The 15229-nt window shown below is 44.6% G+C and carries 15 protein-coding genes; 4 read left to right on the top strand and 11 right to left on the bottom strand.

Annotation, left to right across the window (positions count from 1 at the left end):
- Positions 1–35 precede the first annotated feature (35 nt).
- The 4 genes from L4D76_RS03980 to trpB form a co-directional block, all read right to left on the bottom strand.
- Positions 36–350, bottom strand: a complete 315-nt coding sequence (locus L4D76_RS03980; RefSeq protein ID WP_428439645.1) for a PTS sugar transporter subunit IIB — start codon at positions 348–350, stop codon at positions 36–38.
- Positions 351–563: 213 nt separating this feature from the next.
- Positions 564–1568: an alpha/beta hydrolase gene (locus L4D76_RS03975; protein WP_428439644.1), complete on the bottom strand. Its 1005-nt coding sequence runs from the start codon at positions 1566–1568 to the stop codon at positions 564–566.
- Positions 1569–1739: 171 nt separating this feature from the next.
- Positions 1740–2606, bottom strand: coding sequence for an AraC family transcriptional regulator (locus tag L4D76_RS03970; protein ID WP_428439643.1), 867 nt, complete (start codon positions 2604–2606; stop codon positions 1740–1742).
- Between the two features lie 224 nt (positions 2607–2830).
- A complete protein-coding gene (gene trpB, locus L4D76_RS03965; RefSeq protein ID WP_428439642.1) occupies positions 2831–4054 on the bottom strand; it encodes a tryptophan synthase subunit beta in 1224 nt (407 codons plus the stop codon).
- Between the two features lie 371 nt (positions 4055–4425).
- Here trpB and L4D76_RS03960 point away from each other — a divergent pair, with 371 nt between their 5' ends.
- Complete coding sequence (locus L4D76_RS03960) at positions 4426–6204, top strand: acyl-CoA dehydrogenase family protein (protein ID WP_428439641.1); 1779 nt, start codon at positions 4426–4428, stop codon at positions 6202–6204.
- A 377-nt stretch (positions 6205–6581) separates the two neighbouring features.
- Positions 6582–6776, top strand: a complete 195-nt coding sequence (locus L4D76_RS03955; RefSeq protein ID WP_428439640.1) for a hypothetical protein — start codon at positions 6582–6584, stop codon at positions 6774–6776.
- Positions 6777–6873: 97 nt separating this feature from the next.
- Here L4D76_RS03955 and L4D76_RS03950 read toward each other — a convergent pair whose 3' ends face one another.
- Complete coding sequence (locus tag L4D76_RS03950) at positions 6874–7644, bottom strand: arsenite methyltransferase (protein ID WP_428439639.1); 771 nt, start codon at positions 7642–7644, stop codon at positions 6874–6876.
- A gap of 451 nt (positions 7645–8095) precedes the next feature.
- Between L4D76_RS03950 and L4D76_RS03945 the strand changes: the two genes are divergently transcribed.
- Entirely contained in the window at positions 8096–8548 is a 453-nt protein-coding gene (locus L4D76_RS03945; protein ID WP_428439638.1) for a carboxymuconolactone decarboxylase family protein, read from the top strand.
- Between the two features lie 13 nt (positions 8549–8561).
- Here L4D76_RS03945 and L4D76_RS03940 read toward each other — a convergent pair whose 3' ends face one another.
- From L4D76_RS03940 to L4D76_RS03925, 4 genes are all read right to left on the bottom strand, one after another.
- Complete coding sequence (locus L4D76_RS03940; RefSeq protein WP_428439637.1) at positions 8562–9761, bottom strand: hypothetical protein; 1200 nt, start codon at positions 9759–9761, stop codon at positions 8562–8564.
- Positions 9758–10546, bottom strand: coding sequence for an outer membrane lipoprotein-sorting protein (locus tag L4D76_RS03935; protein WP_428439636.1), 789 nt, complete (start codon positions 10544–10546; stop codon positions 9758–9760). The genes L4D76_RS03940 and L4D76_RS03935 overlap by 4 nt, the downstream gene beginning before the upstream one ends.
- Positions 10528–12858 carry an efflux RND transporter permease subunit gene (locus L4D76_RS03930; RefSeq protein ID WP_428439635.1) on the bottom strand — a complete coding sequence of 777 codons (2331 nt, stop codon included), beginning with the start codon at positions 12856–12858 and terminating at the stop codon, positions 10528–10530. The genes L4D76_RS03935 and L4D76_RS03930 overlap by 19 nt, the downstream gene beginning before the upstream one ends.
- Before the next feature lie 95 nt (positions 12859–12953).
- Positions 12954–13178, bottom strand: a complete 225-nt coding sequence (locus L4D76_RS03925; protein WP_428439634.1) for a hypothetical protein — start codon at positions 13176–13178, stop codon at positions 12954–12956.
- A gap of 131 nt (positions 13179–13309) precedes the next feature.
- Here L4D76_RS03925 and L4D76_RS03920 point away from each other — a divergent pair, with 131 nt between their 5' ends.
- Entirely contained in the window at positions 13310–13690 is a 381-nt protein-coding gene (locus L4D76_RS03920; RefSeq protein WP_428439633.1) for a PH domain-containing protein, read from the top strand.
- Between the two features lie 77 nt (positions 13691–13767).
- Here L4D76_RS03920 and L4D76_RS03915 read toward each other — a convergent pair whose 3' ends face one another.
- The gene (locus L4D76_RS03915) at positions 13768–14313 is read right to left on the bottom strand and encodes a class I SAM-dependent methyltransferase (RefSeq protein WP_428439632.1); all 546 of its coding nucleotides are present in this window, start codon (positions 14311–14313) and stop codon (positions 13768–13770) included.
- 123 nt (positions 14314–14436) lie between these two features.
- Positions 14437–15081 carry a TetR/AcrR family transcriptional regulator gene (locus L4D76_RS03910; protein ID WP_428439631.1) on the bottom strand — a complete coding sequence of 215 codons (645 nt, stop codon included), beginning with the start codon at positions 15079–15081 and terminating at the stop codon, positions 14437–14439.
- Positions 15082–15229 lie beyond the last annotated feature (148 nt).

Raw genomic sequence — 15229 nt, 5'->3', positions numbered from 1 at the left:
TATAACGGAGCAGGCTAATTACTATTAACTTCGCTTTAAATAAGAGATAGAGCTTGATCTAATGCTTCATCTCCTTTCATCATACCGTATACCATATTAGGGATAACCGCGACTGGCGTACCATACTTACTGCCAATTTTCTGTAAATCATCTTTATAGAAACTAATCTGAGGGCCTATTAGACAAACATCACAATCTTGCATTTGATCTTTCATTTCAATCTCGGCAAACGCTTCAACCGTACAATCTATCCCTCTAGTTTCAGCCTCCGCCCTCATTCTCTTTGCCAGTATACTGGTTGAGAATCCACCACCGCAGCACAATATAATCCTCATATCACTTTCCACCATTTAACTTCATTACTTATATGTGAAAACGATAGCATAGCGATTGAATACAAGAACTAAAACATGCTGCAATTGATGTGAATAGACTCTCAACCTAACAAACAAAAATTTAATTCGTTACATACCAATAAGTTAAAACATCAGAGACATGTTCGGCACTACATGTAGTAACAGGTCAGAATCACACTTTATAAAAAGCTGTAACTAATGCTTAGCCTACAAGGTTGATCCAGAGTTAGTACCTGTTATCCATGGACCAATGAGATTAGAGGCTTCTAAAATGATTGAAAAATGATTTTCTTCGTCAACGATTATTATTTCCTTTCGCGCTTTTTCGTCACTATTCTCTTTTGCAAACCTAGCTACTTTTACTGGATCAAACGCTTCATCTTGCTTGCCAATCCACAGTCCGAATTGCTGTAATTGGGATAATTGCGCATCAGGGGAATGAGGCGTTACCGAGTTAGACATATTAACCGTATTAAACGTCACAATTTCAGGATTCTGCTCTAAAACGCTCTCCGGAAAATTAAAGTTAACCGCTTTCGAGTGGCCAAAAAACAGACCGCCACTCATGGTGTTGATCACAAAGTCTGACACATTAACCGTAGAAAACTCAAAGCCATTATTTTTATCTTCGTCATAATTGGTTTCCGAGCGATAGCCAAAATAAGGCGCGAGAAAGACATACCCATCAATTGCGGCTCTTTGATCCCAACTGGAATAATTAAGTGCAAGACCGGCTCCGCCAGAATGTCCTCCGACAAAGATCGGAAGAGCAGGATACTGAATGCGGGCATGCTTAACCACCGCGTTAATATCTGACCAGACTTGCTCTTCACTCGGCGCATCACCCCGATCACCACCAGAACCGCCATGCCCTCTTATATCTGGCATATAGACAGCGATATCAAAATCATCTCGCAATCCGTCGCCAAGGTGGTTATAGGTCAGTCCACTATGAGCACCGGCACCATGGTAAAAAATCAAAATCGCTTTTGCTTGCTGCGGAAGATAAGACCGATATGCCAGAGAAATGCCATCACTCGCCGGTATATATTCCAAAGGCATCAGCTCCTTCTTATCGGCGTTTTTAATCTCGGTCAATGAAAAAAACTGCTCTGATGGTTGCTCCACTGTATTGGCATGTGAATGGCCGACTAAAACAGAAGACGATATAAGCACCGCAATACTGACAAACACACTTTTTAACTTCATCATTATTTTCCCATCCCTTTTAAATAAGCTGCTTTTGAACCATTTACTTACTACGCCTTGTACTCTTTCACTTAAATCATGAAGAGTTGAAGCTCCTAAACATGTCGCCCCTCACTTTACGGAATGACGACGTTTGGTGACTGAGCTCGTCAAACTTCTGTGATGTAGTACTAGCTACTTCAAGGGCAGGTAGATATCTGTGGTCACCTCAGTTTCAAGCACGTCTGGGTAAAAGCTGACCCTTTCAAAAAATAACGGGTAATCACGTAACTCTTCTTCACTTTGCGCAAGCCACTCTGAATATAAGTAAGTGATTGTCTCACTAATGGTATCGTCTGAACCAACATGTCGGATAACCGCACAACGTCCCGCAGGTATGATCTTTGTCGTAACACCATACTCGTTTTCTTTCACATCAGATTTAACCGAAGCACATATGTCACAGCGATATTTATCTGGTTCAGTCACCGCCGGATCATCATAAGCAATATTAAATGTTCTGCTTACCTTAGGTGATAAGTTGTTTTCCTTACGCCAGTTAATAAACTGGTTAATCGTATTACCCACTAATTCAAGGGCACCAAGATGCTCTAATGCGGCAACTTTAGTTTCACTAAAATCTACAATTTCAACTATATGCCCACTACTGTCTGATTTCATACGCTGAACCCTCAATTTCTTGAATAATTGATATTTTTCGTGCCAAGAAACCCATTGCGGCTGCTCTCTAAATTGAGAAGGATTCTGGCCAATCGACTGACTGAAAGCACGTGAAAAGGCTTCTGAGCTTTCATAGCCATTGGCAACAGCGATATCAACAATCCTCATGTTCTTCTTAAAAACCAATTGATATGAGGCTCGTTTCATTCTTGCTTGTTTGATATAAGCAAATGCCGTGATGCCAACGAGCGTAGAAAACTGCCTGTGGAAATGATATTTGGATAAACAGGCAATATTACTTAACTTATCAACGGTTAGTTCCTCATCTAAGTGAGAATCTATGTAGTTTAGTAAGTTATGAAAACGTTCTTGATAATCCATTATTTGTAATAGCCTTTAGACAATATCGTCTCGGTAACAACACGTTACTCATTTGCTTCTGATGATACATGATGAAAGTTGCGGAGTTTCATAAAAATACCAATGCCTTGATTGTATAGTGAAGCCCAGCATGGCTATGAACTAATGAAGCGAAACAAATAAAAAACCGCCTTTACAAAAGGCGGTTTTAAAGGTCTGAAGACAAACTTAAGTCATGTTATTGGCTATAACAGAGACTCAATGTCGTAATCTTTACCGTAATGTTCAACAACAAAATCAATATCTTTGTCGCCCCGTCCGGATAAGTTCACCAGAATGCTGCCTTTCACACCTTGCTGAGCCAGTTTTATTGCATAAGCGATAGCGTGGGCAGATTCAATGGCGGGAATAATGCCCTCTGAACGCGACAGCTCAAAAAATGCGGCAATCGCTTCATCATCATCAACGGTGCCATATTTAGCTCGGCCAAGATCCTTCAGGTAGCTATGTTGAGGTCCAACAGCCGGATAATCCAATCCACTGGCAACTGAATAGACTTCCTGCGGCTCACCTTGCTCATCTTTAAGCATGTAAGACTTAAAGCCGTGCATAACACCGGGTTCACCCAACGTTAGGGTTGCCGCGTGCTCACCCGGCGTTTTTAATGTGTGCCCTGCGGGCTCAACACCGTGGAGGGCAACCTGATCATCTTGCAAAAAGGCACTGAACAGCCCCATCGCATTCGAACCACCACCAACACAGGCAACCAGATTATCTGGCAACTGCCCGGTCATTTCCTGGAACTGTTCGCGGGCTTCATTGCCGATGATCGACTGAAAATCGCGCACCATCATCGGGAAAGGATGCGGCCCCACCACCGAACCAATGGCATATAACTGATTGACCGGATCGCTAAGATAAGCAGCAAATGCGGCATCTACGGCTTCTTTCAAGGTCTTACGACCATGGGTAACCGGGATCACATTCGCACCTAAAATACGCATTTTGACGACATTTGGATGCTCTTTAGCAATATCAACTTCTCCCATGTAGATATCACATTTCAACCCAACCAATGCCGCTGACGTTGCGAGCGCCACGCCATGCTGTCCGGCTCCCGTTTCTGCAATCAGCTTTTTCTTGCCCATTTTCTTTGCCAGCAGTGCTTCACCGAGACAATGATTAATTTTATGGGCGCCGGTATGGTTGAGATCTTCACGTTTGAGGTAAATATCAGCACCATATTTCACAGAAAGATTCTGCGCGTGGAAAATAGGGCTGGGGCGCCCGACAAAGTGTTTATACAAACGAGCCAGTTCAGCGCGGAATTCCGGATCTTTACGGCATTCAGAATAAGACGCAGTAATTTGATCCATTACGAGCTGTAACTCTTCCGGAATATAACTACCGCCGTACTCACCGAAATACCCCTTAGCATCAGGAAGATCGTGTTCAAATGTGTTTTCCATGGGAATCCCTATCCTCTATGTTCATCTTCTTATTAAATCACCCTTATCATATGGAGATAATGAACATAAGTGAATATAAAACAGCAGATATTGATGATTTATCAATCAAAGCAACCAGATTAATACACGCTAATAGTAATGCATCGAGTTTTATACTTAGTACGATGGGTAAAATTTGCTACCAGACTGGCAGAGCGAATCGCGATCACTGAACAGCAATTAATTCTGATTAAAATGTGACCACCACCCCGCATTAGAGTAAATACTCCTGTAACAGATCTTTTCTTGGTTTAATGTTAATAAAGTTAACGCAGTGTAACGTTAACTTTGTTTTAGGATGCAATATCTTAACGGCTATTGGGAGCGCTCCAATGAAAATGTTAAACCTGCCAAAAAATTTCTTCTTCAAAAAACAACCTGCCCGGCATAAATCAACTGCAATGGCTAAAGGGGTTTTACTTAACCCAAAAACCGAAAATTATGACCAGCTGGATGAAGCTTCACAAAAATTAATTAAAAGCACCATTGCCTTCTTTGAACAACGGGGCAAAGCCAAACTTAAAGAAGATGATCATGAACGCCTTTGGTATGCGGATTTTTTAGAGTTTGTGAAAAAAGAAGATCTATTTGCCACTTTTCTGACTCCCGACGCTTACGGCAATAATAAAGATGCCCGATGGGATACATTCCGCAACTGCGCCCTGAACGAAGTACTTGGCTTTTATGGGCTGGCGCACTGGTATACCTGGCAGGTAAGTATTTTAGGTCTAGGGCCGATCTGGATCAGTGACAATGAGATTGTTAAAAAAAGAGCGGTTGAATTACTGAATGAGGGCGGCATATTCGCTTTTGGCCTCTCAGAAAAAGAACATGGCGCTGATATTTATGCCAGTGACATGTACCTGACACCACAAGAAGATGGCACGTATCGGGCTAACGGCAGCAAGTACTACATAGGCAATGGGAATAAGGCCGCACTGGTTTCAACCTTTGGTAAGTTATCTGATTCAGACGAATACGTCTTTTTTGTGGTGGACTCTCAACATGACAACTATGAATTAGTTCAGAATGTTGTTAATTCGCAAAACTATGTGGCCGAATACCGCCTTAATGACTACCCTATCCGCGAAGAAGACATTCTGGCAAAGGGACGGGATGCCTGGGATATGGCGCTCAATACCGTTAATGTCGGCAAATTCAACCTTGGCTGGGCATCTATCGGCATCTGTACCCACGCCTTCTATGAAGCAATTAATCACGCCTCTCACCGGCGGTTGTTTGATCATTATGTGACAGACTTTGTCCATATTAAGCTGTTATTTACCGAAGCCTATGCCCGCCTTACAGCAATGAAGCTATTTGCCCAGCGAGCGATCGATTATATGCGTGCTGCGGGACCTGACGATCGGCGTTATCTGTTATTTACCCCGATGGTTAAAATGAAAGTGACGACCCAGGGTGAAGAGGTAATGAACCTGTTATGGGATGTAATGGCCGCCAAAGGGTTTGAGAAGAATATGTACTTCGAGATGGCGGTAAAAGATATTCGCGCCTTACCTAAACTGGAAGGTACAGTTCACGTCAATATGGCGTTGATACTGAAGTTTATGGGTAACTATTTCTTTAAACCGGGTAAGTTTGAAGATATCCCGCAGATGGATCAAGCGATCAATGATGACTTTTTGTTTAATCAGGGCGCAACCAAAGGGTTAGGCAAAACTCGCTTCCATGATTATCGCGAGGTTTACGGTAAAGTCGATTTACCCAACGTTAACCTGTTCAAAAAACAGATCCGCCTGCTGAAGATCCTGTTGCTTGTGGGTAAACCCACCGAAGAGCAAACAAAAGACTTCGATTTTCTATTGAATTTGGGCGAGCTGTTTACGTTAGTGGTTTACGGGCAATTGATTTTGGAAAAAGCCAAACTGATGGATCTCGATGATGATATGGTTGAGCAGATCTTCGACTTTATCATCCGGGACTTCTCAAAATTTGCCCTGCAGCTCGGTGCCAAATCGAGCGCGACGCTACTGCAGCAGAAGATTTGTGACCGTATGATCAAGCGTCCGACGGTGGACAATGAACGCTATCAGCGCGTGCTGGATAATTATGTTTATGTCACAAAAGATCAATACGAGATGAATCCATAATCTATTAAAGCCATCTTAATTGCCTGCTTAATCACGGCCCGTGCTCACGGGTCGTTGTCTTTTCAATGCTAAAAATGACAGCAAAATAAAGTAATCAACAACTCCCTCCCCTGCTGCAACCAGAGAGTCTCTCCCCTATTTCCACATGAAAATGCACATGTCAAAAATACTGTGAACGAGTACTAGCAGGGTCATCACGATAGACTCATAAGGCACCTCTCTGGCGCTGTTGATCGTATTAGTCTATTAATTAATTGCAGACTATTTCAGGGGCATGACGACACGGGGTATGGGTTAACTGGCCTGAACGGTGCCGCCTTTGCGAACAGTTGGACGAGGATAAACCAAAAAAGCGAAACGAGGTGATGATGGACGTCATGATGAAGAAATGTTGCGACGCAAACGGGATGCCGGATTTTGAAAAAATGAAGTCTTTTATGGTTGAGTGTGGGAAGGAGCAGTTCAGCGACGATGATATCGAGATGATGAAGCAGTTTTGCAGCAGTGGCGAAAAGCCGGATTACGAACATATCAAGCAACTGATGAGAAACTGCGGCTGCCATTTTATCTGAATAAATGGTTTGAAACGCTCCCGGGGGATTATTGAGTTCTCCCGGTAAGCGATTAACTGAATAAGCAATAACAATTGTGAATTTGCCCCTGAACGCGTTACGGTTTCACTGCTTCGATAGTTGCTGATAGAACATATTCTTCGATCTTGCGCCCTGGGATCCACTCGCGGATAATCTCCTTGCTCTTATCCAGAGGTTCGATGCGGATCTCGACAAACCCTGCCTCTTTCAACATCTCTTTTATTTGGCCTATCTGCAAAGCGCCTGCCACGCAACTGGAGTGCAGTGTCATATCTCGCCGCACCTCATCAGGCAATTCGGCTAATGCTACGACATCAGTAATAGCAAGCCTACCCCCGGATTTGAGAACGCGAAATGCATCGGAAAACACACTCGATTTCTCAGGCGACAGGTTAATAACACAGTTGGAAATAATGGCATCGACAGAGTTGTCTGCCACAGGCAGGTGTTCGATTTCACCCAAACGAAACTCTACGTTTTTAAAGCCTGAGCGCTCTGTATTTTCCCTTGCTTTAGTGATCATTTCCGACGTCATATCTATACCGATGACGTGACCATTTTCACCAACTTGGCGGGCGGCCAGGAAACAATCAAAGCCACCACCGCTACCGAGATCGACCACGGTCTCTCCTTCCTTCAGGTTCGCGATGGCCTGTGGATTACCGCAACCCAGCCCCATGTTAGCGCCTTGCGGTACACTTGTTACATCGTCATCTGAATAACCCAGGTCACGTGAAGTCTCCTCAGAAGTCGCTTGTCCACCACAACAGCATCCGCAGCCTTTTTCTTGTTTGGCAATCTTGCCATAAGTTTTGCGTACCGCTTTTCTAACTTCATCATTTTTCATCGTTTAAGACTCCTGAATGGAATTATAAGTAGCGCTTTTTGCAGCTTAATCCTACTAGTACCTAAACACAGTGAAGATGATTGATTAAAACAGTCAAAGTCCGTCATCCCAGAAACCGCCAAACACTGAACTTTCAGGCTTTCTCAAAACTCACCAGGCGGTTATCAGGGATCCATCATGCACGGAAGGTTCAGTGGACTGTGGATCCCCGATAATCGCTACTGTAAATCCAATCGATAATGAAAAGATCAACATTAAGCGATTTCGAGGATGACGACTGTTTGGCTTCATCGATAAAAAACTAATCTGTTCAATCATAATTAATGAGTCAAGGTACTAGACGTTAAAAATATGAATAAAGGGGTACGATTTAATATCGTAACCCAACAGAGCCATTCAGTTTCATCTAAGCTCATAAATAACAAATAATCAATTTACAGAAGTGTCAATTATGGCGTGGACAGACAAAGAAAAAGAACTGGTCGCTGTAGGTATATCCGTTGCTGCAGGGTGTCGGCCATGTACCAAATATCATTACAAGCATGCAAGAGAAATGGAGATATCTGATGATGAGATCCGACGGGCCGTTGAGGCTGCCATCAGCGTGAGAAAACAGGCAGCCATAAACATGGAAAGCTTTGCTATTACAAATTTGAAGAGTGGAGACGAGGGTGATTCTAACAGCTTACTGGGAGATGATCGTATCAGTGTCATGGTGCGGATAGGAGCAGCTTATGCTGTAAACTCAACGGCAGATCTCGAAATCCAGCTTATGGTTACCGAGTCTGTTGCCATAAGCGGAGATGAACTTCAGGCCATCGCGAAACTGGCAGGGTTTATCAGGGGTAAAGCGATCTCCCACGTAGAAAAACTCATTCCGCTAGACAATATAACTGAACCATAGGTTTTAAGGCGACTCAGAAATAATAGGCTAGCTCGAACTTAAAATGGTCGTCATTTCGTAGGCTATATATTGGATCACCTTGCGGCAGGTCTTTGAAAGTACGAGCTTCCAGACTCGCCTTAAACTGTTCGCCAAAACGACGACTGGCCTCAAGCTGAAAGATCTTTGTCGGGCTTTGCACATCCTGAAACCAGCCGGCCAGAAGCGTGGAATCATTGATATCATTAACAGCCAGTCGAAGGCCAAGTATCGCATCATTCTGAAAAGGTGTTGTCGCACTGCTACCACGGCTGTCGTATGCGTACTCGGCAATCACACCAAGATCCATCGCACTCTCTGCGATACCGATAAAACTGTATTCAAATCCCCCCGTCGCGGCAGTGAAGGAGTCATCCTGCCCTGTTCGATACAGCGCCTCCAGTTTCCATAGCCACTCACCGGCCACCAGCTGCAGATCGGTCCCAGCCTGATTGATCTGCTCATAATAAGGAATGAGTACGGGTTGCCCGATAGCATCAATAACCGGGATCAGCGTGGGATCGCGACTGGTGCCGGTAAAGTAGTACAGGCCAAAATCCAGATCGCCGATCGTATGGCTATACCGCGCAGAAAAGTCAATATGACGCTGCCGATCACCACTTTCGTAGCGAGCATGATCGGTATCAACAATCAATGCTGTACGAAGACGGCCATTCACACCGGGAAAGGTTCGTTCGCGGAAATATGGCAGAATGAAGACCTCGGCAACTCCCCAGTCCCGGAGCAGAGTAAGATGCCCCATCGGCTGTCCCAGCTTCACCTCAGCATCAATGCTCTCCACGATATCGGTCTGATTAATGATATCCACGAGATGAACGAACTCTGTCGCCCCCCAGAACACCTTGGCAATACCGATTCGAATTTCCCAGCTATCATCAATCCAGAGCATATTCAGCTCACGAATATCAGCATGACTGCGCTGCGAGTCGGCACTGTCCAGACGACCGAATGGCACAAATATGAAACTCGTGCCTCCATCCCACTCATGATAAAACTCCGGCTGCGCTGCCATTGATGCACTATGTCGGGTTTGACCGGGAAATGTCGGATCATGAACAAAGAGACTCGCTTCCGCAGCCACATATCCGGAAAACTCAACGGAGCCCGCCGTTGATGAAGCCAACAGCATTGTCACCAGCAGTACCGATATAAAAAACGTCCGCAGTGCTTTCATTTGGCTCTTTTCAGACTGTTCTTGGTGAAATCACGCTCGGTAAGGCCCGTTCGAAACCTGTATGAACCCCATATGAGCTGGGTATTTTTACCATTCTGATGGTTAACCATGTTCATCTCATCGGGGCGCCAGTATTTGTTCAGATATTGCCTGTAGCTCTTGAAGGTCAGAGTTTTGAAGTGCGACTTTTTTCGATCGTAAAATTCTATTTTCCAGCTCCGATATTCAGCCTTGTCGATCCAGCTGACAAGTCGTGTATATCCTGAGTATTTTTTATCAATCGGATAAGATTCAACAACAAAACATTCTCGCCCTTGATAGTTCTCATCACGGAGCCACTTATAGCTGTATTTCTCAATCTCCTGGCTCGCGATGTCCTCATAGGCAAACTCACTGCCCATAAATGACCCCGACTTATTACGAGATGCTATGCGTTTTACCCGTTTAAGAGCAGGCAGAAAGAGCCACTGATCATCATCGCCCACTTTGTGGGTAAAATTGAGAAAAGCCGTGCCCTTTACATCCTTGGGCGTATCGAAGATCGTCAGCGTTTTATCACCGTCCCCCTGAACCTCAAGTGCCTTGCCACGAAGCTCCCTTTTACTCTCGTCGCCATGGCGGTTCCGCAAGATCATTATCAACGTCGATTCGGAGTCATTCCAGCCATTATCCCGCCGGTCAGCTTCGCGGGCGATCTCAAGCCCTTTCTGTTCCGGAGTCTCGGCCCCAACAGTCACAGGGATCATCAGTAATGAAAATAGTACGGCTACTCGCATTTCTCGCATGGTTTCGCTCCTTGTTTCCGGTGTTTGGCACTTATCATAAGCAGGGTTGGCAGGAACAGGAAGTCCATGGCCAGCGCCAGAAGAATGGTCACGGCTGAGAGCAGGCCCATATCGGAATTCATTTTAAAACCGGAAAGCGTCAGCACCATAAAGCCGGCAACAAGTGCCGCTGTCGTCACCCACATTGCCGTACCCACAGTATGGAACGCATACTGAATCCCCTCTTCTGGCCCCATGCCATGTTCACGGTGGGCTCGCAGGTACTTGCTGATGAAATGCACCGTATCGTCAACAACAATACCCAATGTCATCGCCACAACAACCGACAGGCCAAGCCCAACCTGCCCCATTGTCACTCCCCAGAGACCAAACGCCATAAATGCCGGTACCAGATTAGGGAGCAGACTGATCAATCCAAGGCGAACGCTTTTCAGGGCAAAAATAAGAATAAGGGAGATCAGTACCAGTGCGCCGAAAGAGGCACCTAGCATAGTTTGAATATTGCGCTCTGACAGATGCGCCCAAATCACCGATAGCCCTGTTCCATAGGTGAACATGCCTGGCGGCGCATGCTGCTTCAGCCACTGCCGCGCTTTCTCATCCTGCTCACGGATCTCCCGGGTTGATGTATCCCTGATAATAACCGACATGCGGGTTGCTGATTTATCCACATTGATCTGGTTGTTAAGATCGAGGCCAAAAGGCAGAGACAGCTCATAAAGCAACAGGTACTGGGCCGCGAGCTCCCTCGATTCAGGAATACGGTAATACGTTTCATCATCACCATGCAGGTTCTTGTTCAGGCGTTTCACCGTATCAGTAATAGTACTAACCTGCACAACCTTGGGCTGCTGGCGATACCAGTTAGCAAACGCTTCCACGGTTGCCAGATAGTCGGGGCTATTGATGCCGCCCGACTCTTCCGCCTTAAGGGAATACTCGATAACATCGGCACCGCTCAGGTTGTTCTGAAAAAAGTCACCGGCCTGACGCACCTCATATCGCTCCCCCAGGTAGTGGAGAAAACTGTCGTTTAGTTCAATCCGTGCTGTTCCGGCACTTATAACGATGATGCTAACTAACGAGCCAAAGAACACAACATTACGCCTTTTGATAACGAAACAGGCCAGCCAGTTGCAACTGGGAATTATCTCGTCATTGGTGCTCTTTTTTGCTCTGAGAGGCATGACAGTCAGCAGCAGAGGGAGAAAGAAGACAGAATAAATGAATGCCGCCATTACCCCCATTGCGACGATATTACCAAGATCGCGGAAAGGGGGGGCATCGGAAAAGTTCATCGACAAAAAGCCGATAGCGGTGGTGATGCTGGTCAGAAACACCGGCTGAAGGTTAATTCTGAGTGACTCGACTATCGCATCATGCTTTGATTTTCCTTCCCGCATAAGCTGATAAATTGAAGCCTGAATATGCACACTGTCTGCTACGGCAAGGGTCATAATAATCGTTGGTGCAGAAATAGAGGCGGCGGTAAGACTGATACCGAACCACCCGGCCAGCCCCATACCGGTTAACATCGACATCAGAATGATCAGAAAGGTGGTGAACGTCGCTATGACCGAACGCAGGCAGAGGCCGATAATAACGATCAGTGCCAGGTACATAAACGGGATCAGGTTCACCATGTCATCGAGCCCGATTTCACCAAAGGCATTGTCCATAATGACACTACCGAACAGGTAGATATCAATCTCGGGATATTTGCTTCGAAACTCACCGGCAAGGTTGCGTGAAAACTCAGTGATCTGCGACACCTCATCCAGCGACTCTCCGGGATAGAGACAGTTAATGAATACACTGGTGACATGGCCTGAGGGTGAGAGCAGACGATTAACGATCACTGGTTCTGAAAGTGCAATATTCCTGATGCGGGTTAAATCTTCATCCGTCAGCTGTTGTACATCTTCAGCCAGGTTCTCAACGATGAGATCATCTTCAATCGCATATGCATGCTGGAAGTTCGTAACGGAGTCAACCCGGCTTGAATAGGGTATTTGCCATGACTTTTCGGTCAGTTCCTCAATAGCCGACAGGGTCTCACGGGTAAAGACATTCCCATTTTTCGGCGCAATCACRAAAACAACGCTCTGATCTTTGGTATAGGTATTTTCCAGTGCCTCCAATGCCTTGAACTGCGGGTTCTCCTCGGAAAAGAAAACCCGGGTGTCATTATTGATGGTCAGGTACTGAACACCGTTTGCGGCCACAAGAAGAAGAACTAAAGTGGAGAAGATGAGCCACCACCGATGGTTGATAACCCAGTGACTGAAATCTTGATTAGATATATCACTCAACTTAATCTCCCCAACTTTTCGGGAATCATCTGTATCTATAGATTAGCTATCTTCAAAATGCATTGCCTGATAATCCTTCCTCTATTGGTATGAAATTACAGCTCACCCATATGCTGTATCATGTCTGATATCGGGCACAAACCGCTTAAGGTGACCACTAAGCCCATCATGAGAATAAAAGCGGCGATCACAAAGATCCAGATCGCCAGCACCCGGCCAAATGTCTGTAGCCGACCGTCGACTTTAGAGGACAGAAACAAGACCACGTAACCAATGACCAACCAAAACGTTGCAGGTATAAAACTAAAAAAGAAACACATGCAGCCACCTCTCAGCCATTATCAAAGTTGCTCTAACTTGTTTATATGATGGTAGCTGCTGAAATTGTCGTTGTATTTAATACTGCTTTATCTGATAGTCTTCATGAACTTAATTAAGAAGGATCTCAAGAATGGGACTATTTGATGCACTATTAGGCAATGCTGGCGAGATGAGTATTGCTGATGCGACCGAAGAGCTGTCAACAATTCTGGGGCAATCAGAACAAATTGAATTAGCTTACAAACTGATCCGTGACATGATTGTACTGACTGATCAGCGTTTGATCCTCATCGATAAGCAAGGGCTAACCGGTAAGAAGGTTGAATACCGCTCTATCCCATATAAAGCCATCACTATGTATACCGTTGAGTCTACCGGACATTTTGATCTCGATGCTGAACTCAAAGTCTGGGTATCAGGTCAGTCTTCGCCAATCGCACTTGAATTTAACGGCAAGACAAATATCTACACCATGCAAGGTTTACTTGCTGCAAAAATCGCAGGTAAATAAACCGTTAAGAAAGGCCACATGATGTGGCCTTCTTAGGATCAGAAATAGAGAGCACAATTATGGATTCGTATTGACGATTATTGGAGCTCGCGCAATGCTACAACCTGTGAAATCGAGCGTTCAGGATCAGCGACTACACCTTCAAAATGGTGAATGATCTGCCAATCGTCAAACTGCTCCACCAACTCATTTTCCCGGAGTAAAAAATCAGGGTTGTGAGGTCGGCCATAAGCTCTTTGCCCCAGATTGAAGGTTTCATAAATCACTAAACCAGAGTCAGCAATGCTGGCTTTTATCAGCTTAAAAAGCGGCCGGTGCAAATAACGAAATACAATGATGGCGCCAAACATTTGATCCACCACTGGCTCTCCCGCTTCGAGATCTATCAACCAGGTTTTAGCCGGAAGCTTTTCGGCTTTAATAATGCTGTCTATTTGGCTTAGTTTATCGGTATCATGATCGGCAAACACAACGGGAATACCCAATCGGGCCAGATACAGACCATTACGTCCATTCCCACAAGCCAGATCCAGTACTGAACCTTGCTTGGAAGCTTGTTTCAGCTCAGTAAGAAACCTCTCGACCAGAGCAGAATGCACTGGCTGAACATAACGAATTACCATAAAACGACTCACCTTTTGATATCTTGCTTAGTTGTATCATATTTCGGATTGCCAGTATAAGTCGGTGTTATTCATTTTGAGGTAAGCAAGCAATGTTAGTTGCGACTTATAAACCCCTGGTACTTAATTTATGGCGCACCCGTGCAGGAACAACCGGATATTTTGCCGGTACAGTTTCTCACAATACTGAATGGTTTCTTCCTCTGAGCTGCCTTCCTTTTTTAACGGGTAGAAGAAAAAAGGCATCATCACTAAAGCATTAAAACTGTCTTTTAGCAAAATGACATCCAGCTCTGGTTCTATAAAGCCTTTTTGTTGCAAGGCAGAGAAGATCTTAATATGGAAATCATCGGTATATGACAAAATTGATTTATCAATATAACTTCTTCTCGGGCCATCATTAAGTACCAGCGTTTTATAAATAATGCCTAATAGCTCCGGATATTCTACATCCAAATTAAAAATTGTCATGAAAAGATCTTCAATCGTATTTCTGTTTGATGAGGCTTTCTCAAGTTGATTCAGCTTTTGAAAGAACGGTTTATAAATATCATCAAACACCGCTTTATAAAGCTGGCCTTTATTTCCAAAATAATAGCCAATTAACGCGACATCAACACCTGCCTCCTGTGCGATCTTCCGCGTTGTTACCTTACTGTATGAATGCTTCATAAACAGACTTCGGGCAACATCAAGAATAGCTTGGTGGCTGCAAAACTGCTCAGCTTCTTGTTTAGGTCGCCCACGAGGTTTTGCTGAATCTATCATAAACGTCTAATAATCTTCCATAATCAAGACACTACTTTGATTAAACATTAACCAACAACCATAAACCTCTGCCTAGTTCAACTTTCTCATATTCTGTTATCTCTTCCTAAACAGCTTTTGATTTAAATCAATTTTGTCATTGATGAAT

The organism is Photobacterium sagamiensis (assembly GCF_050337085.1).
In the GTDB taxonomy this organism is placed as follows: domain Bacteria; phylum Pseudomonadota; class Gammaproteobacteria; order Enterobacterales; family Vibrionaceae; genus Photobacterium; species Photobacterium sagamiensis.
Note: the sequence above shows the minus strand (reverse complement) of the source record. Positions and strands in the feature narration are given on the sequence as shown.